Origin of the sequence: Rhizobium sp. CRRU65, assembly GCF_048551595.1 — a bacterium.
Lineage (GTDB): Bacteria > Pseudomonadota > Alphaproteobacteria > Rhizobiales > Rhizobiaceae > Rhizobium > Rhizobium leguminosarum_J.
Genome location: NZ_JBLYZH010000013.1, coordinates 43,802 through 63,051, shown reverse-complemented (window position 1 = coordinate 63,051; position 19,250 = coordinate 43,802). Strand labels below are relative to the sequence as shown.

17 protein-coding genes are annotated in these 19,250 nt (G+C 60.5%); 7 read left to right on the top strand and 10 right to left on the bottom strand.

The features are described 5' to 3' along the window. Positions 1–19: 19 nt before the first annotated feature. The gene (locus tag ACM5SV_RS24165; protein WP_128406702.1) at positions 20–1,786 is read right to left on the bottom strand and encodes an SLC13 family permease; all 1,767 of its coding nucleotides are present in this window, start codon (positions 1,784–1,786) and stop codon (positions 20–22) included. A 177-nt stretch (positions 1,787–1,963) separates the two neighbouring features. Between ACM5SV_RS24165 and ligD (ACM5SV_RS24160) the strand changes: the two genes are divergently transcribed. The 7 genes from ligD (ACM5SV_RS24160) (at position 1,964) to ACM5SV_RS24130 (ending at position 11,146) form a co-directional block, all read left to right on the top strand. After that, positions 1,964–4,609, top strand: coding sequence for a DNA ligase D (gene ligD, locus ACM5SV_RS24160; RefSeq protein ID WP_222051638.1), 2,646 nt, complete (start codon positions 1,964–1,966; stop codon positions 4,607–4,609). A 206-nt stretch (positions 4,610–4,815) separates the two neighbouring features. Continuing rightward, entirely contained in the window at positions 4,816–5,541 is a 726-nt protein-coding gene (locus ACM5SV_RS24155; protein WP_003562459.1) for a FadR/GntR family transcriptional regulator, read from the top strand. 21 nt (positions 5,542–5,562) lie between these two features. Further along, positions 5,563–6,549, top strand: coding sequence for a D-erythronate dehydrogenase (gene denD / locus ACM5SV_RS24150; RefSeq protein ID WP_012755641.1), 987 nt, complete (start codon positions 5,563–5,565; stop codon positions 6,547–6,549). A gap of 155 nt (positions 6,550–6,704) precedes the next feature. Continuing rightward, entirely contained in the window at positions 6,705–7,772 is a 1,068-nt protein-coding gene (locus ACM5SV_RS24145) for an ABC transporter ATP-binding protein (RefSeq protein ID WP_012755640.1), read from the top strand. Between the two features lie 140 nt (positions 7,773–7,912). Beyond that, the gene (locus tag ACM5SV_RS24140) at positions 7,913–9,217 is read left to right on the top strand and encodes an ABC transporter substrate-binding protein (RefSeq protein ID WP_128438831.1); all 1,305 of its coding nucleotides are present in this window, start codon (positions 7,913–7,915) and stop codon (positions 9,215–9,217) included. A gap of 84 nt (positions 9,218–9,301) precedes the next feature. Continuing rightward, on the top strand, positions 9,302–10,234 hold the full coding sequence (locus ACM5SV_RS24135; protein ID WP_012755639.1) for a carbohydrate ABC transporter permease: 933 nt from the start codon (positions 9,302–9,304) through the stop codon (positions 10,232–10,234). 12 nt (positions 10,235–10,246) lie between these two features. After that, complete coding sequence (locus ACM5SV_RS24130; RefSeq protein WP_012755638.1) at positions 10,247–11,146, top strand: carbohydrate ABC transporter permease; 900 nt, start codon at positions 10,247–10,249, stop codon at positions 11,144–11,146. 91 nt (positions 11,147–11,237) lie between these two features. Here ACM5SV_RS24130 and ACM5SV_RS24125 read toward each other — a convergent pair whose 3' ends face one another. From ACM5SV_RS24125 to ACM5SV_RS24085, 9 genes are all read right to left on the bottom strand, one after another. After that, entirely contained in the window at positions 11,238–11,633 is a 396-nt protein-coding gene (locus ACM5SV_RS24125; RefSeq protein ID WP_012755637.1) for a hypothetical protein, read from the bottom strand. Between the two features lie 40 nt (positions 11,634–11,673). Further along, positions 11,674–11,907: a BrnA antitoxin family protein gene (locus tag ACM5SV_RS24120; protein WP_113545621.1), complete on the bottom strand. Its 234-nt coding sequence runs from the start codon at positions 11,905–11,907 to the stop codon at positions 11,674–11,676. A 367-nt stretch (positions 11,908–12,274) separates the two neighbouring features. Then, entirely contained in the window at positions 12,275–13,315 is a 1,041-nt protein-coding gene (gene ligD, locus ACM5SV_RS24115) for a non-homologous end-joining DNA ligase (RefSeq protein ID WP_128406723.1), read from the bottom strand. Positions 13,316–13,667: 352 nt separating this feature from the next. Beyond that, positions 13,668–14,123: an RpiB/LacA/LacB family sugar-phosphate isomerase gene (locus tag ACM5SV_RS24110; RefSeq protein ID WP_017996196.1), complete on the bottom strand. Its 456-nt coding sequence runs from the start codon at positions 14,121–14,123 to the stop codon at positions 13,668–13,670. An 11-nt stretch (positions 14,124–14,134) separates the two neighbouring features. Further along, entirely contained in the window at positions 14,135–14,905 is a 771-nt protein-coding gene (locus ACM5SV_RS24105; RefSeq protein WP_128449361.1) for a triose-phosphate isomerase, read from the bottom strand. Further along, the gene (locus ACM5SV_RS24100; RefSeq protein ID WP_128449362.1) at positions 14,902–15,678 is read right to left on the bottom strand and encodes a DeoR/GlpR family DNA-binding transcription regulator; all 777 of its coding nucleotides are present in this window, start codon (positions 15,676–15,678) and stop codon (positions 14,902–14,904) included. Before ACM5SV_RS24100 ends, ACM5SV_RS24105 begins: the two co-directional genes overlap by 4 nt. Before the next feature lie 99 nt (positions 15,679–15,777). Then, positions 15,778–16,713: a sugar-binding transcriptional regulator gene (locus tag ACM5SV_RS24095; RefSeq protein WP_027686361.1), complete on the bottom strand. Its 936-nt coding sequence runs from the start codon at positions 16,711–16,713 to the stop codon at positions 15,778–15,780. Between the two features lie 70 nt (positions 16,714–16,783). Next, on the bottom strand, positions 16,784–17,716 hold the full coding sequence (locus ACM5SV_RS24090) for a sugar phosphate isomerase/epimerase family protein (protein ID WP_128449363.1): 933 nt from the start codon (positions 17,714–17,716) through the stop codon (positions 16,784–16,786). A gap of 11 nt (positions 17,717–17,727) precedes the next feature. After that, positions 17,728–19,239: a glycerol-3-phosphate dehydrogenase gene (locus ACM5SV_RS24085; RefSeq protein WP_128449364.1), complete on the bottom strand. Its 1,512-nt coding sequence runs from the start codon at positions 19,237–19,239 to the stop codon at positions 17,728–17,730. Between the last annotated feature and the right edge of the window lie 11 nt (positions 19,240–19,250).

The following is a 19,250-nucleotide window of genomic DNA, read 5'->3' as shown; positions in this document are numbered from 1 at the left end:
CATCCGGTGTCAGGTGCAATCAGATCGGCCAGACCAATAACAGGATCGGCACGCTGACGAGCACCACAATGAGCGACAGCGGCAGACCCAGTCGGGCGTAGTCACCAAAACGATATCCGCCCGGTCCCATCACCAGCGTGTTGCACTGGTGTCCGATGGGCGTGAGGAAGTCGCTGCCGGCTCCAATTGCCACCGCCATCAGAAAGGCATCGGGCCTGAAGCCCAGCTTCTCGGCAAAGGTCGCGGCGATCGGGGCCATGACCAGAACCGTCGCTGCGTTGTTCAAAAACGGGGTTACGGCCATGGCCGCAACCAGGATCAGAGCCAAAGCACCGAAGGGCGGGAGCATTTCGGCGGTTCGCGAGAGGAGGTCCGCGATGATGTCGGTGGTTCCTGTGGTCCTGAGCGCGTCGCTGATCGGAATGAGAGCGGCCAGCATGATCAGAATGGGCGCATCGAGATGCTGATAAACTTCCCGCAAAGGAACGCATCCGGTGACCACCATCAGAAAAGCGGCGGCGAAAAACGCTGTCGCTACGGGAATGCCGCCGAAGGCTGTTGCTCCCATCGTTGCCATCAGGATAATGACGGGGATCATGCCGTTGCGGGCGTTGCCGAGCTTCATATCTCGTTCGACCAGCGGCAAACATCCCCATTCGCGTAGAAGATCCGGTAGTTTCTGCAAGTCGCCCTGCAAGACCACGACGTCGCCATTGCGGATCTTGATCTCACCCAGGCGCTCGGTGAAGCGCCTGTCGCGGCGGCTGACGGCAAGAAGGTTGAGCCCGGTATTGTGGAAGAGAGAAACGTCTTTTGCGCTGACGCCGATCAATCGGGAATGTTCGCCAACGATAGCTTCGACAGAACTGATGTCTTGGCGTGTCTCAGGCTCGTGTTTACGGTCGGACAGTTGAAGCTTGGCTTCACTGACGATCTTGTCGAGGGCGCTCTGCTCTCCCTCGATAATAAGAAGGTCGCCATCCTTGAGCACCGTGTCGGGAAGGGGCGTTCGTCTTTGGCCGTTGCCACCGATAATCGCAGTCACCATCGCATCGCCGCCCGCCGGCTTCTGCAGCCAGCTGACGGACCGCCCGATCGCCCCTGATGGCGTGGTGACCTTGGCCTCGGTCGTGTAGTTTTTGATCGCCACCGCCTCATCCATCGACGTTTCGACCCGTGATCTTTCAGGCAGCAGCTTGTAGAACAGCGCCAGAAAGACAACGCCGGCGACCGAGAGCGCCAGGCCGACAGGCGTATAGTCAAACATCATGAACGGCTGCCCGGTGATCTCCTCGCGCACCCGGGAAACGATGATGTTTGGCGACGTGCCGATCTGCGTCATAAGCCCTCCGAGCAGAGAGGCGAAAGACATCGGCATCAGGAACATCGACGGTGATACGCGCGATTTCCGGGCCATCTGCACAGCGACCGGGATCATGATCGCCAGCGCACCAATGTTTTTGATGAAAGCCGACAGGGCTGCGACAATGGCAACCAGAATGATCAGCTGCATCCGTGGCCCGCGTCGTTCGGGAGAAAATCGGCGCAAGGCGACATCCATGATCCCCGATCTGGAGATCGCCGCACTGACGACGAGCGCGCTGCCAACGATGATGACAATGTCATCGGAAAAGCCGGAAAAAGCATTCTTGGCGGGAACGATGCCGACAATGATTGCAGCGAGAAGAGAGCTCACGGCGACTATATCGTATCGATAACGACCCCACAGGAACGCGCCCATCATCAGCGCGATGATGAGAAGAGATAGCCATTGATCAGCGCGCATGTTTGCATCCCGGTGGTAGCAATTAACGTTTCAAGCAAGAGAACGATGCGGCGAGGCCGAGAAATTTTTTCTCGCCTATCCCAGCCGTTTCATCCGCTGACGGCTGGAGGAGCACCCTGATGGAACTTCCAGCCGCCAGGCGGCATTTCGCTGTCGGGGTTGCTTTCGGGAACGACCATGGCCAGTGACAAACTATCGACCTATCGGTCGAAGCGCGACTTTAAAAAAACGGATGAGCCGAGCGGTGAAAAACGCCTCTCGCGCAGCAATCGGCGTCGCTTCGTCATCCAGAAACATGATGCCACCCGGCTGCACTACGACCTGCGGCTCGAGCTGGATGGCGTCTTCAAATCCTGGGCGGTCACCAAAGGCCCGTCTCTCGACCCGCACGACAAGCGGCTGGCAGTTGAGGTCGAGGATCATCCGCTCGACTATGGCGACTTCGAAGGCACCATTCCGAAGGGCCAGTATGGCGGTGGGACGGTCATGCTCTGGGACCGGGGCTATTGGGAACCGGAAGGAAAGAAGAGCCCCGAGCAGGCCCTCGCCAAGGGTGACTTCAAGTTCACCTTGGAAGGCAAACGCCTGCACGGCAGCTTCGTGCTGGTGCGCATGCGCAATGATCGCAACGGCGGCAACCGGACAAATTGGCTGCTCATCAAACACCATGATGAGTTCTCCGTCGAAAACAAAGGCGAAGCGGTCCTCGAGGAGAACGACACCTCTGTCGCCTCCGGCCGAACCATGGAGATGATTGCCGGCGGCAAGGGACGAAAGCCCAGGCCTTTCATGATCGAGGGTGGCGACGTTCAGGCTGATGCCGTTTGGGACAGCAATCACGGACTGGCTGCCGAAGAGCGAAAAGACGACACCGGAGGCGGTCGGAAATCGAAACCGGCCACAAAGGTCGATCTGCCGGATTTCATTGCGCCGCAGCTCTGCCGGACACTGGAACGCCCTCCGGCAGGCACTGGCTGGCTTCACGAGATCAAATTCGACGGTTACCGGATCCAGATGCGAGTGCTGGATGGCGAGGCGACGCTGAAGACCAGGAAAGGGCTCGACTGGACGGCAAAATATCCGGAGATCGCCGAGGCGGCATCGACACTGCCCGATGCGATCATCGACGGCGAGATCTGCGCCCTCGACGATCATGGCGCTCCTGATTTCGCGGCTCTGCAGGCGGCCCTTTCGGAAGGCAAGACCGGCGAGCTCGTCTATTTCGCCTTCGATCTTCTCTATGAAGGTGGCGAGGATGTGCGATCGCTGCCGCTCGTCGAGCGCAAGGCGCGGCTTCAAAGCCTTCTGTCCGACGCCGGCGATGATCCGCGCGTCCGTTTCGTCGAGCATTTCGACACCGGCGGTGATGCAGTTCTCCAGTCTGCCTGCAAGCTTTCACTGGAAGGCATCGTCTCGAAAGAGGCGGATGCACCCTATCAATCCGGCCGCACCGAAAGCTGGGCGAAGTCGAAATGCCGCTCCGGCCACGAGGTGGTGATCGGCGCCTATGCCCAGACCAACGGGAAATTCCGATCCCTGCTGGTCGGCGTCTACCACGGCGACCACTTCGTCTATGTCGGCCGCGTCGGCACGGGATATGGCGCGAAGAAAGTGGAAGCGCTGCTTCCGAAGTTGAAAGCGCTCGAGACGGCGAAATCGCCGTTCACCGGCATCGGCGCGCCGAAGAAGGAGGCCGAGGTCATCTGGCTAAAACCCGAGCTAGTGGCGGAAATCGAATTCGCAGGCTGGACCGCAGACGGCATTGTCCGGCAGGCGGCCTTCAAGGGACTGCGGGAAGACAAGCCGGCCATAGAGGTCAAGGCCGAACGGCCGGCAAAGCCCGCGCAAACTGACGTGCCACAGCCGACGGTGGAGGCGAAAACCAGACCCGTCCGCAAAAAAGGCGCCAAGGCCGAGGTCATGGGGGTGCTGATCTCCAACCCGGACAAGCCGCTGTGGCCGGATGCCAATGACGGCAAAACCGTTACCAAGGAGGACCTGGCCTGCTACTACGAAGCCGTCGGTTCGTGGCTGATCGAGCACATCAAGGGACGTCCGTGTTCGATCATCCGTACACCCGACGGGATCGGCGGCGAGCAGTTTTTTCAGCGTCATGCGATGCCCGGCACCTCGAATCTTGTCGAATTGGTCAAGGTTTTCGGCGACAAAAAACCATACCTGCAGATCGACCGTATCGAAGGCCTTGCTGCCGTCGCGCAGATCGGCGCCGTCGAGCTGCATCCCTGGAATTGCGAACCGCGTCAGCCTGAGGTGCCCGGCCGGCTCGTCTTCGACCTTGATCCAGGTCCGGATGTGCCCTTCTCCGCGGTCGTTTCGGCGGCCCGCGAAATGCGGGACCGTCTCGACGCGCTGGGAATGATCAGCTTTTGCAAGACCACTGGGGGCAAGGGTCTGCACGTCGTCACTCCGCTTGCGATCAACAAACGCAAGCCGCTTTCGTGGGCCGAAGCGAAGGGATTTGCCCACGACGTCTGCCAGCAGATGGCACGCGACAATCCCGAACTCTATCTGATCAAGATGACGAAGAGCCTGAGGGATGGCCGGATCTTCCTGGACTATCTGCGCAACGATCGGATGGCGACGGCGGTTGCACCTTTGTCGCCGCGCGCCCGGCCGGGTGCCACCGTCTCGATGCCGCTGACCTGGACCCAGGTCAAATCTGATCTTGACCCGAAGCGCTTCACCATTCGCACCGTCCCGACGCTGCTGTCGAAGTCCTCTGCCTGGGAGGATTACGGCGATGGCAAGCGTCCGCTGGAACAGGCGATCAAGCGGCTCGGCAAAGTCTCCAAAGTGGCTTGAGCGCTATCGGACTATGGACCGTCCGGCACTGTGATCAGCCGGCTTTCTCGGCGTGATTTTTCTCGGCGCGCTGATATTGCCATTCACAAAACTGCTCCAAATATCGGTGGGTAAATCGCAGCCATCATGCGTTGACAATCCTCTTTCGCTCAGGTCTACTGGTCCACTTACCGGACCAGTAGACCTGAGCGGGGAGGGGAAAAGCAATGGACGTTCGAGCGATGCTCGAAGACGTTGCGGCGCTCGGTGGAGCGCCGAAGAAGTCGATGAAAGACTTCGTCGTCCAGAAGATTGCGACCTTCATTGCCACCGGCATTCTCAAGGTAGGCGATCCGTTGCCAAGCGAACGTGAACTCGCCTCCGCACTCTCGGTCAGCCGCGAGACCGTCCGTGGGGCGATCCTTATCCTTTCCACCCATGGGATTCTCTCGGTTGTGCACGGAACGCGCACGGTAGTGGCATCGGAGGACGTCGGCGAATTGGCCGTCCAGGCTGCGCGCTATCGCGACATCGCGGCCTACAGTCTCGACAATGTTCATGAGGCCCGGCTTCTTATCGAAGCGCAGGTCGTCAGGGCTGCCGCGCTCAAGATGGAGCCTTCAACTTTTGATTATCTCCGCAAGTCGATCACAGCGCAGGAGGCCGCCTGTGACGATCCTGTGCGTTTTTTGATATGTGACCGGGAATTTCACACCGTTATCTACCGTTCCAGCGGCAACGCGGTGCTGGCTGATATGGCCGCCGACCTCTATTCCTATCTTCTGAGCCACCGAAGGCGCGTCGTATCGCAGCCCGGAACGATCACCACGAGCATCGCCGATCACCGGTTGATCCTCGCTGGTTTGGAGACGCGGGACCCGGATGCCGCATGCACAGCCTTCGCAATCCACGAAACCCGTATTTATACGACGACCAAGTTACTCTTCTCGTAGTTCGCAAGGAGGCGAAACACGATGCATATTCTCATTATCGGGGCGGGAGGAATGATCGGCCGGAAGCTCGCAGCCACGCTGGGGCGCAGCGGGTCACTCGGCGGCGATACAATCACGCGCATGACGCTCGTGGATATCGCGCCTCCGCCGATACCCGCCGGTGTCGTTGCGCCGGTGGAAGCGCTGGCTGCCGATATTTCCGAAAGCGGCGCAGCGGAAGCCCTGGCGGCTCGCCGGGCCGACGTGATCTTCCATCTCGCCGCGATCGTTTCCGGCGAAGCCGAGCGCAATTTCGACCTCGGCTACAAGGTCAATCTCGACGGCACGCGATTGCTGTTGGAAGCGATCCGCCGGGAAGGAAGCCGCCAAGCCTATGTTCCCCGGTTCGTATTCTCCTCGTCGATCGCGGTCTATGGCTCGCCGTTTCCCGATCCCATTCCCGATGATTACGTGCTCGCACCTCTGACCAGCTACGGAGTCCAGAAGGCGATTTCCGAGCTTCTGCTTGCTGACTATTCGCGGCGCGGCTTTATCGACGGCGTCGGAATCCGGTTGCCGACCATCGTGATCCGGCCGGGTGCGCCGAATGCCGCCGCATCGGGCTTCTTTTCCGGAATCCTGCGTGAACCGCTTGCAGGCCAGCGGGCTGTTCTTCCGGTCGAGGAAACGGTCAAGCACTGGCTGGCAAGCCCGCGTTCCGCCATCAAGTTCCTGATCCATGCGGCGACGCTCGACACCGCGGCGCTGGGTGTCCGGCGCACGCTCACCATGCCGGGCGTCGCCGCCACCGTTGCCGACCAGATTGCCGCCTTACGCCGTGCTGCCGGTCCCGAGGCGGCGGAGTTGATCGATCGTCGCCGCGACGAGGTCATTGAAGGGATCGTCGCCGGATGGCCGAAGTCCTTTACGCCCGAACGGGCGACGCAACTGGGTTTCGTCGCCGAAACCACGGTGGACGAGCTGATCGAGGTCTACCTCGCCGAAGACGCTCCGGGTGCGTCCAAATGAGGTTGAGCCGCCCCATAGGAGGAGAGTGCCGCCAGGGCACACCCGCATATTCGGGATTGCCCTGGCAGAAGGACTTGAGAACATAAGGCCGCCGGCAAGAGATACGAAAATACGAATACATAGCATGTAGCGCTCGATTTCTGGGAGGAGTGGGTATGGCAGGCGTTCAATTCGCGGATGTGCGGAAATCATTCGGGACATTTCCGGTCATCAAAGGCGTGGATATCGACATTGCCGACGGGGAGTTCGTGATCCTGGTCGGCCCGTCGGGTTGTGGAAAATCCACTCTTCTGCGGATGCTGGCGGGACTTGAGAATATTTCCGGCGGCGAGATCAAGATCGGCGGGCGCGTGGTCAACACGCTGCCGCCCAAGGACCGTGACATCGCCATGGTGTTCCAGAACTATGCGCTCTATCCGCATATGACGGTACAGGAGAACATGGGTTTCTCGCTGATGCTGAACAAGGCACCGAAGGCGGAAGCCGAGAAGCGGGTGAAATATGCCGCCGGCATCCTCGGTCTCGACAAATTGCTCGACCGTTATCCGCGCCAGCTTTCCGGCGGTCAGCGCCAGCGTGTCGCCATGGGGCGGGCGATCGTCCGCGATCCGGAAGTCTTTCTGTTCGACGAACCGCTATCCAACCTCGATGCGAAGCTGCGCGTCGCCATGCGCGCCGAAATCAAGGAACTGCACCAGCGGCTGAAAACGACGACGGTCTATGTCACCCACGACCAGATCGAGGCCATGACCATGGCCGACAAGATCGTCGTCATGCATGACGGCGTCGTCGAGCAGATCGGCACACCGCTCGAGCTCTACGACAAGCCGGCCAATCTCTTCGTTGGCGGGTTTATCGGCTCGCCGGCGATGAACATGATCAAGGGCAGGCTCGAACCCGAAAACCCGACAAGTTTCAGGGCATCCGACGGCACTGCGCTCCCGGTCGCCAATCCGCCAGCCGACGCCATCGGCCGCGACCTCGTCTACGGGCTGCGCCCGGAATACATTTTACTCGATGCCAACGGGTTGCCCGGCGAAATCGTGGTGATCGAGCCGACCGGCTACGAGACGCATCTTATCCTCAGGCTCGGCGGCAGCGACCTCAGCTGCGTCTTCCGCGAACGCGTCAGCGCGCGGCCGGGCGAAACCCTGCGCGTTTCTATCGACGCCGCGCATGTTCATCTCTTCGACACCGAAACCGGGCGGAGATTGACAGACTGAGGCCGGCCGGCGGCGGAGGAGCCCTCTCGTCACCCGCAGACAGGCACGCATCCCCTGTCAGGGATGCAAGGACCGTCGTTCACCAAGCGGGAAGTGAACGACGGGGAGTTCGCACCCGCTTTTTAATGAGGAGGAATCTCATGAGGATCAGAAGACGTGACTTTCTTGCCGCCTCGGCTGCCGTCGCCGGCGCCGCCGGCCTCGGCATCCGGCCGACCTTCGCGCAGGCTGAACCGACCTACACGCCGGAAAGCGGCGCCAGCCTGCGGCTGCTGCGCTGGACACCCTTCGTCAAGGGCGACGAGGAGGCCTGGATTGCAAACACCAAGAAGTTCACCGAAGCGACCGGCGTTGAGGTGCGCATCGACAAGGAAAGCTGGGAAGATATACGCCCGAAGGCTGCCGTCGCGGCCAATGTCGGCTCCGGCCCGGACCTCATCATGTGCTGGTTCGACGACGCTCACCAGTATCCCGACAAGCTGGTCGACCTGACCGAACTCGCCAACTATCTCGGCAACAAATATGGCGGCTGGTACGACGGTGTGAAGGGCTATGCCGCGCGCGGCGATACCTTCATCGCCATGCCGCTGGCGGCAATCGGCAATGCGGTGGTCTATCGCGACACTCACGTGAAAGCAGCTGGCTTCAGCGAGTTCCCGAAGGACACGGCAGGCTTCCTCGAGCTTTGCAAGGCGATGAAAGCCAAGGGCACGCCGGCCGGCTTCCCGCACGGCAAGGCCGTCGGCGACGGCAACAACTACGCCCACTGGCTGCTTTGGAGCCATGGCGGCAAGATGGTCGACGAAGGCGGCAAGGTGACGATCAACAGCCCGGAAACGCTGGCGTCGATCAACTATGCCAAGGAACTCTATGCGACCTTCATTCCGGGCACGGAAAGCTGGCAGGACGTCAACAACAACCGCGCCTTCCTCGCCGGCCAGGTGTCGCTGATCGCCAACGGCGTCTCGGTCTATTACACGGCCAAGAACGACCCGAAGCTCGCCGAGATCGCCAAGGACATCCGCACGACGAATTTCCCGATCGGCCCGGTTGGCCAGAGCGTCGAGCTTTTCCAGACGAGCTCGCTGCTTCTCTTCAAGCATACGAAATATCCGGAAGCGGCGAAGGCCTACATCAAGTTCATGATGGAAGCCGACCAGATGAATGCCTGGATCCAGGGCTCAAGCGCCTATTGCTGCCAGCCGCTCAAGGCTTTCGCCAAGAACCCGATCTGGACATCCGATCCGATCCACGCGCCTTATGCACGTGCCTCGGAAAAGCTGCGTCCGAACGGCTATGCCGGCCCACTCGGTTATGCCTCGGCAGCGACCATGGCCGATTACGTTCTGGTCGACATGTATGCCGCCGCCGTCACCGGCCAGATGTCGCCCGAGGATGCGATGAAGGAAGCTGAACGGCGGGCCAACCGCTACTACCGCGTCTGAGCCGCGCTTCAAAGCAAGCGGCATGCCGGCTGCGGCATGCCGCAACGTCCTCTGAGAGTTCAAGTGCAATCTGGGAGATAAGCAATGTCGATGGTGAATCCGGAGGATAGACGCGGGCCGATCTCCTCGCTCCTGCAGAACAACAATGTTCTCGGCTTCCTGTTCATGCTGCCAGCGGCAGTGTTCCTCGTCTGCTTTCTGACCTATCCGCTGGGGCTCGGTGTCTGGCTCGGCTTCACCGATACGAGGATCGGCCGCGACGGCGTCTTCATCGGCCTGGAGAACTACCAGTTCCTGATGGACGACAGCGTCTTCTGGCTGTCGGTCTTCAACACCATTCTCTATACCTCCGTTGCCTCGGTGCTGAAATTCGCGCTCGGCCTCTGGCTGGCGATGCTGCTCAATCAGCACCTACCGTTCAAGTCCTTCTTCCGGGCGATCGTGCTGCTTCCCTGGGTCGTGCCGACGGTGCTTTCGGCGCTGGCCTTCTGGTGGATCTACGATTCCCAGTTTTCGATCATCTCCTGGTCGCTGATGCAGCTGGGGTTGATCAACGGACCGATCAATTTTCTCGGCGACCCCATCAATGCGCGCATATCCGTCATCGTCGCCAATGTCTGGCGCGGCATTCCCTTCGTGGCGATCTCGCTGCTTGCGGGGCTGCAGACGATTCCGGCGTCGCTGCAGGAGGCCGCCTCTCTCGACGGCGCCACGAGCTGGCAACGGTTCCGCTATGTGACGCTGCCGATGTTGACGCCGATCATTGCCGTTGTGATGACCTTCTCGGTTCTCTTCACCTTTACGGATTTCCAGCTCATCTACGTGCTGACCAAGGGGGGACCGGTCAACGCGACGCATCTGATGGCGACGCTATCGTTCCAGCGCGGCATTCCGGGCGGTCAGCTCGGAGAAGGTGCGGCCATCGCAGTCGCCATGGTGCCCTTCCTGCTCGGCGCCATCATGTTTAGCTTCTTCGGCTTGCAACGGCGCAAATGGCAACAGGGCGGCCAGGATTAGGGGAGAGTGACGATGTCGATAAATTCAAACGCCGCCGATCAGGTCGTGACCGACAATGCCGAAGGCATGAGCTATCTGAACCGCCTGCCGCGGCGGATCGTGATGCTCTACCTGCCGATGGCCGTCTTCGTCGTCGTGCTGCTCTTCCCGTTCTACTGGATGGCGATCACCGCGGTGAAGCCGAACGACCAGCTGACCGACTACAGCAACTACAGCCCCTTCTGGGTGGTAGGCGCGACGCTCGATCACGTCAAATACCTGTTCTTTGAGACATCCTATCCGGGCTGGCTGTGGAACACGATGCTGGTCGCGGTCTGCTCCACCTTCCTCTCGCTGGTGGCCTCAGTCTTCGGCGCCTATGCGATCGAGCGCGTCCGCTTTACAGGCTCCCGTTCGGTTGGCCTCGTCATCTTCCTCGCCTATCTCGTGCCGCCGTCGATCCTCTTCATCCCGCTTGCCTTCATCGTCTTCAAGCTCGGGATCTATGACTCGCGGCTGGCGCTGATCTTCACCTATCCGACCTTCCTCATTCCCTTCTGCACCTGGCTGCTGATGGGCTATTTCCGCTCGATCCCATTCGAGCTGGAGGAAAGCGCGCTGGTGGACGGCGCCAACAGATGGCAGATTCTCACCAAGATCATCCTGCCGCTCGCCGTACCCGGACTGATTTCGGCTGGCATCTTCGCCTTCACGCTGTCCTGGAACGAATTCATCTATGCGCTAACCTTCATCCAGTCGTCGGAAAACAAAACCATCCCGGTCGGCGTGCTGACCGAACTGGTGCGCGGCGACGTCTTCGAATGGGGGGCACTGATGGCGGGCGCATTGTTCGGCTCGCTCCCGGTGGTCATCCTCTACTCGTTCTTCGTGGACTACTACGTCTCATCGATGACCGGGGCAGTGAAGGAGTGACATGTACCGCGGACACGCCTTGCTTCCTCCAGCATGCGACTGCTTGTTATCGCAGGAGGCGTGTCCGCCAATGGGATCAGTTGCCTGCCCGTTATGTATCGAAACCTCGTCTTGGCGAGATCGAATAGTTGTAAATCGCCGCGTAGCTCGTCGATACGAGCAGCGGAAGTGCGATGGTCTTGAGTATTTCCGGTGTACCGGTCGCCGCATGGATTGCCACGAGAATGCTGGCGGAGCCGAGACAAGCAATGAGAGGCGGCGCCCAAAATCGCGCAGATCCGACGAAGCGCTTCGAAAGCCAGTCGATCACAGATTTCAGGAACAGCGTCAGGCAGGCGGATATCGTCCCCTGCACAAGGCCGGCATAGAGCGGCAATGGCATGGCGTGCGCGAGATTGGCGAAAACCGCCCAGCTGCCCATTGCCAAAAAGGCGAAGAGAACATGGACAACGCCACTGCGGAGAAGCCGGTGCAGCGCATTCGGCATCACAGCGACCACCCGTGGCGGACAAGATGGCGCAACAGGGTCAGAGCCTGTTCTTCATCGCGGCGCGCAATGTATCGTTGATCCGATCCTGCCAACCGGGGCCATCTTCCTGGAAAAGGGCAAGCACATCACTGTCGATCTTGAGCGAAACGAGCTCCTTGATATTCGGCAGCGCTGGCCGCTCAACAGCTTGTTCGGGCTTCTTCTTCGCGGGTTTGAACAACGCTTCGGCAGCATCCATTGGATTGACAGGTCTGCGGGGCGTGTTTGCCATCGTTGTGACTTTCTATTGCCTGTCGGATCGACATATGAGCGGCATACGGGATCTCGGCTGCTTCGTCGACTATTTAGCTTGTTTTATCAGGACGATTTAGCCGACCTGCTCGACCGCCGGTCTGCTAGAGCCTTTCCGGCAGGTTCTGGATGCCAGACCTGCCGAGAATCTGACCATCAATCAGCCTTTTTGCGATACAGCAACTCATGAGCGCAGGAGATGCCTTCGTCCGCTCGGTGTTTACGTGAGCGTCGATATATTCCAATGGACGGCACATTTTTGGGCTTCTTCTGAAGAGCCTCTGATCGACGTTTTGACCTGCTGCAAGCGCTCAAATCTAGAGCATGAAGCCGAAAAGTGTGAGCGGTTAGGTCATATCGAAGACTGCGGCATTATCCTGGACCTCGCGCAGCCCCTTGTACGAAGCATGGCGGAGATTGCCGTCATCCGTCCAGCCGCGAAACTCGATCTCAGCGATCAGCGTCGGCTGGACGAGGACGAGGCGCTTGCCATTCAGCGGAACGACCGGCCGGTTGGTCTTTAACCGGTCCAGCGTCTTTTTCAGGTATTCAGCATCCCTGGCACCGAAACCAGTTCCGACGGAGCCAACGTAAATCCAGTCGAGCCCTCGTCTGCCGGCCAGCAGTAGCCTGCCGATGCCGCCGCGGGCGGATGCGGACTGCTCATAACCGACGATCATGAAGCTCTCGCTCTGGACGCATTTGATCTTCAGCCAGTCGCCCGTACGGCCACTGCCGTAGGGCCGGTCGCGATGCTTGGCGATGATACCTTCCAGATGATGATGGCAGGCGTGCTCGAGGAGTTCTTCGGCCGGCAGCTCTATCTGCTCGGAGAGGCGGATCGTCTGATCGTCGCCGCCCGGTATCAGGTCTTCGAGCAGGTGTCGGCGTACGTCAAGCTCGGTGCCGGTCAGATCGTGTCCATCGAGATAGAGAAGGTCAAAGGCGACGAGGATCGACTCGGTCGATACTCGCTTGCCTCCCCGCCCGCCGAGCGAACGCTGCAGGGCACCAAAATCCGATCGGCCGTTATCATCGAGTACAACGGCCTCGCCGTCGAGAATGGCGGTCGTTACGCCAAGCTCTTTCGCTGCCGCGGCGATGGTGGGGAAGCGATGGGTCCAGTCATGGCCGCCACGGGTGATGACCCGCACGCCCTTCGGCTCAACGTGGATTGCCAATCGATAGCCATCCAGCTTCACCTCATAGAGCCAATCCGGCCCAATGGGCACAGTCGGCTTCAGCAGCGCGAGGCAGGGCTCGACGCGCGATGGCATTGGATCGAAGGGCAGGCTGGGCTGGTCAGGATCGCGTTTGCGGATCGGACGAGAATGCAGCGTTGAGTGAGACTCGTCGAGCAAGGGCAGTGGGCGGCGCGTGCGCTTCATGATTAAGTCTGACGCCTCCCCGAGCGGTTTTCCACTTCGACCGGCTTGCGCCGAGCACTCATGATTCTGATGACATTGCCCGGTGCCGGGCCTTGCTTTTCCCCAGCCTTGGACTTTGTCCTGCTCGGCTTTTTCATCTGCTTCTTCTTCGCTTCGATGGCAACAACGCGACTCAACCGAATCACACGGCGGATTGTTCCGAGTCGAAACGAATCTCAATTCAACGACTTAACGCGGAGATGCCTCCCGTATTCCGCGTCCCGAATTCGCTGCCGGATCTGGATCGGGTCGAGCAGTCCTCGGGTGCGGCCTCAGTGACATCGAACACACCCCTGCCCGGCATCGTCATTCTTCAGCGGGCGCTGTATTTCGCGTCGAGATCATCCATGGCCTTGACGTTACCGGCAGAGCGGCCGTTCTCGTCGAAGGTCTGGGCAAGAAACGCGTCAGCGATCGACTTTGCAAGCTCCGTTCCGATGACGCGGGCTCCCATGGTGATGATCTGCGCATTGTTGGAAAGCGCGGCACGCTCGGCAGAATAGGTGTCGTGCGTCAGGGCGGCGCGGATGCCCGGAACCTTGTTGGCCGAGATGCAGACGCCGATGCCGGTGCCGCAAACGAGGATCGCCTTGTCGTAGGTGCCGTCGATGACGCCCGAGGCAACGCGGTCCGAGAGGTTGGCGTAGAAAGGATCGGCACCGGCGCTCGTGCGCGAGACTTCGTAGACGTCGAAGCGCTCTTTCAGATGGTCAGCCAGAATCTTGGCGAGGCCTTCGCCGGCGCTGTCTCCTGCAATGGCAAGTTTCATTGTCTTTCTCCTCAGAGTTTGGCGGCGCATTTGGCCAGGATGTCGAGGTAACCTTCGACATTCCAGGCCGAACGGCCGATGAAGAGCCCGTCGATATGCGGGCTCGAAATCAGTTCTTCGCAGTTCTGCGGGTTGACCGACCCACCATAAAGGCAGGGGATCTTCCGGCCCAGCACCGTTTCGGCAACGGCGATGATTTCAGACTGGCGGGCATCGGCATAATCCGCAGTCGCCGGAATGCCTTTCTCGCCGATCGCCCAGACCGGCTCGTAGGCGAGCAGGATTTCGGCGCTTTTCTGGGCGCCCGAAAGTTTCGAAAGCGCGCCGCGCACCTGGATCGCGAGGATTTCGGCAGCCTTTCCGCTTTCGCGGTCGGAAAGCGTCTCGCCAATGCAGATCAGCGGAACGAGACCGTGGCGAACGGCCGCTTCAGTCTTCAGACCCACAGTCTCGTCGGTCTCACCAAAATGTTCGCGCCGTTCCGAATGACCGAGCTCGACGAGATCGAGATTGCAGTCCTTCAGCATTACCGGCGAGACTTCGCCGGTCCAGGCACCCTGGTCGGCCCAATGCATGTTCTGGGCGCCGACCTTCACCGAGGTTTTGGCAAGCATCGCCTTGACCTCGCGCACGGCGGTGAAAGACGGAATGACGAAGCGCTGGATACGCGGGTCGCGTGCGGCGTCGGCAGCTTCGAGACCGCGGGCGAAGTGTTCGGCTTCAGCAAGCGTCTTGTTCATCTTCCAGCTGGTGCCAATCCAGAAGCGCGGCTTTTCGGTCATGTCGGATCCTGCGTTGATGCGATGGTGAGCGTAATGCCCGCCTGCTCGAATTCTTCCAGGACAGCAGCATCTGGTGCGCTGTCGGTGATAATCGCGTCGAAGTCGGCCAGGTCCGCCATGACATGCAGGGCGGTGTGGCCGATGCGCTGATGGTTGACCAGAAGGCAGGTCCTGGTCGACGACGCGATCATCGCCCGTTTGGCGCGCACGACGTTATCGTCCATGTGATAGGCGCGCCCGCCGCTGACGGCGGGCGTTGAAATGAAGGCGATGTCGGCCCTCAGCCGCGACAGTGCCTCCTCGGTGACGACGCCGAGATAGGCGTTGAATTTCGCCGAATAGATACCGCCAAGCGCGATCAGCGCGATGCCGGCTTCGCCTTTCAACCGCTCCATGATCGCCGCGTTGTTGGTGATCAAGGTCAGCGGCCGCTTCTGCAGCAGCATTTCGCCGAGCACGGCCGCCATCGAGCCGTCATTTACCATCACCGTCATCCCCGGTTCGACCAGTTCCAGCGCGGTCTGAGCCATAGCCAGCTTGGCTTCGTTGCCCTGGCGTTCGCGAATGCGGAAGTCGCTTTCGAACTGCGTTCCGGCGTCAATGGTCGCGCCGCCGCGAACCTTGCGCAGGACGCCGGCCTGCTCGAGATCGTCGAGATCGCGATGGATCGTCATCTTTGACACGGTGAAGCGATCGGCAAGGTCGTCGAGATCGACGATCTTGTTTTCGACGAGCAGGTTGACGATCAACTGCTGCCGCTCTTCCCGCCTCATCCCGGTCTCCACCCTCGTTTGATGTTAAGATAACGGAGTATGCGTGATAATCAACATTTATTATGTTATTTTGCGATCAAATATTGTTGCTTTCGATCGTTACTTCAGCAGCGCCTGTGCGGTTCGTTCGTCGGTGATCAGCCCGAAAAGACGGCGGCTATTCAGAATTGCCCGAATGGCCGGCACCTTCGACTGCCCGCCCGCAAGCGCCACAAGCCGCTCTTTCTTCGTCTTGGGGAAAGACGCGGAGAGCGTGCGCGCCGTCAGCGCGGTGTCGAGGATATGGCCGTCGGCGTCGAAAAAATGTCCGAGGATTTCGCCGACGCCGCCTGCGGCAGCGATGTCGTCGATTTCACCGGGTTCGACCATCCCGGACAAAACAAGCTGCGCCTCGGCATCGACAGTTCCCAGGCCGACGAGCTTCAGATCGGCATTGTTGGCAAGATCGAAGACCTCCTTGACGGCCCGCTGCGCCTTCAGCACTTCGCGGTCCTCGCCGGTATTGGCGAAAAAGGGAACCGGCATGACATAGGCATGGGCGCCGGTCTTTTCGGCGATGCGATGCATCACGTCATAGGGATTGGCGCCGTAGTTTCGTGTGAGCCCGCCAAGCAACGAGACGAAGCGCAGGTTCTTCGCGCTTACCCTCGGCATATATTGGACGGCGGCGGAAAGCGTGCGGCCATGACCAAGGCCGATGACGGTATTGTCGCCGCGCTCGATCTCGCGCTTGAGATAGCCGGCGCCGGCATGGCCGAGTGCGCGCAGCGGCAAGCCTTCCTCGCCGAGATCGGGTGCGACCTCGCAATATTGAAGCCCAAACCGTTCCGAAAGCCGCATCTCCAGTTCGACGCATTCGACGATATCCCCGTCGATGGTAACTTTGACGACGCCATCGGCAACCGCTCTGGCGATCAGGCGATGGGCCTTTACCGACGGAACGCCGAGGCGGCGAGCAACGTCGGACTGCGTCAGGCCACCGGCATAGTGAAGCCAGGCAGCACGCACGGCAAGCGTATCATCGGCGTCCGTCATCACGGCTCCCTTTCGAAGGTCATGCGGCGATTCCGCCGTATCACAGTGCTGCCTTTTAAAGATCTCCGCCTCAGATGTTCAAGTCAGAGACGCCGGTGTCGATATGCGGCGCCCAGAAGGCGACGCTTTCGGCAATCTGCGGAATGACCTGGCGATCGTTCGGTTCGCGTTCCTTGAAGGAGAGTTCCAGGCAGATTTCATTGTCCTTCGCCCCACCTTCGGCCAGCGCCTGGAGCAGAGGTGCCGGCTGAATGTGGCCTTTGGCGTTGAATTCGGCGGTAAAGGGCCGGTGCCCGCCCTTGTCCATCAGGCTCTGTTTGATGTGGATGATCGGCGATACCGGCGGGACGGCGCGTGCCCAGGCATAGGGGTCGTAGTCGTCGGGATCGGCGGAAGTGATGTCGCCATGATCGATATCCGCCATCATCCACATCGGGATAGCCATCCCGGCGCCTGTTAGACGCTCCTGCAGCGACAGGCAAGCGCCGATCGTCTCGCCGAACTCGCGGCCGATGCTCATCGGCTCCCAGAACAAGTAGGAGAGGCCTGCGGCGCGCGCATGATCGGCGACATCGGCCCAACAATCGATGGCGATCTTGATCAGTTCCTCGCGTCTGGCCGGATCGTCGAAGTCCTTATAGGTGAAGATCGCAAATTGCGTGCCGACCGAATGGCCGCCGAGATCGGCGGTGATGTCGGCAAAGGTCTTGAACCAGTCGACGTAGTAGCGGCGCACATCGGCATCCGGATGTCCGAAATGGTTGAGGCGCCCATAGGGGCCCGTCATGCCCGAGGTGACCCGCACGCCGGTGCGATTCAGTGCAGCGCTCATCGTGCGCGTCAGGCGGCTGATCACGGGCGCCTGCCAGCTCGGATTGATGAACTCGTGGGTCAGTTGAAGGTCGCGGATCCGCAGGTCACGCGCAACCGTATCGATCAGATCGTCTGGGTCGGCGAAGCGGTTCACCAGCGGATTGGTATTGAGCGAAAGGGTCAGCGGCATGGCGGCATCCTTCAGGCGGCGGCAAGGCGGGTTGAAGCAAACCACTCGCCAAAGGCCGCGCGCTCCGCTTCGTTCAGATGGAGGTAGTGTTTGGTGCGGCGATAGAGGATGTCGTCCGCCGTTTCGGCCCATTCCGTGGCGACGAGATAGCGGGCCTCGGCCTCATAGAGCTGTCCGCCGAAATGCCGTCCGAGCCCTTCTATGCCCGTCGCACCGGCAACCACATTCCTGGCGCGGGCGCCATAGAGACGGCCGTAGTGATGCACGAGCTTGCGCGGCATCCAGGGATAAATATCGCGCAGGCTGTTGGCGAAGCTCTCGTAATCGGCATTCGGAATCTCGCCGCCCGGCAGCGGCGCTTTCTCAGTCCAGTCGCCTCCCATATTCGGGAAAATATGCTTGAGACGCTGCATGCCGCGTTCGGCAAGCTCGCGGAATGTGGTGATCTTGCCGCCGAAGACGTTGAGCAGCGGAGCGCCGCCTGTCTCGTCGAGATCGAAGACATAGTCGCGGGTAACGGCGGACGGGTTGCCCTTGCCATCGTCAAACAGCGGGCGCACGCCGGAGAAGCTGTGCAGCACGTCGTGGCGACGCAGCTTTTCCTTGAAGTAGCGATTGACCGCCTTGAGCAGATACTCGATCTCCGTCTCGTCGGCGGCGACATCCTCGGCCCGGCCTTCGTAGGCGATGTCGGTCGTCCCGATCAGCGCCTTGTCGCCCTCGTAGGGATTGATGAAAATGACGCGTTTGTCGTGGTTCTGCACCAGATAGGCATTGGCGCCTGCCCAGAACTTCGGCACGATGATGTGGCTGCCCTTGACGAGGCGGACATTGCGGCCGGAGTTCGAACCGGCGACGCGATTGATGATGTCCATCACCCAGGGGCCGGCGCAGTTCACCAGACATTTGGCACGGAAGGTTCGCATCTCGCCCGTGGCGTTGCTTTTCGTGACCACGGTCCAACCGCCATTCTCGCGACGGGCCGACACGGCCGGCGAGCGGGTGAGAACCAGAGCGCCGTTTTCCGCTGCGCTGACCGCGTTCAAGGTCACGAGGCGGGCGTCGTCGACCCAGCAATCGGAATATTCAAAGCCGCGTGTGTATTGATCGAGGATCGGCGTGCCTTCCGGGTCGCGGAGCAGGTTGAGCGTGCGGGTCCCGGGCAGCTTCTTGCGGCCGCCGAGATGATCATAGAGGAAGAGGCCGAGCCGCACGAGCCATGCTGGGCGATCCTCCGGGCTGTGCGGCAGGACGAAGCGCATCGGCCAAATGATATGCGGCGCGGCGTTGAGCAGCACTTCACGCTCGATCAGCGCCTCACGCACCAGGCGGAATTCGTAATATTCGAGGTAACGCAGGCCGCCATGCACCAGCTTGCCCGAGCGCGACGAGGTTCCCTGGGCTAGATCGTCCTTTTCGCACAGCACGACCTTCAGGCCGCGGCCGGCAGCATCGCGTGCTATCCCCGCGCCGTTGATGCCTCCGCCGATGATGAAGAGATCCAGGAGTTCGGGTTCGGTCATGTCATGCTCCT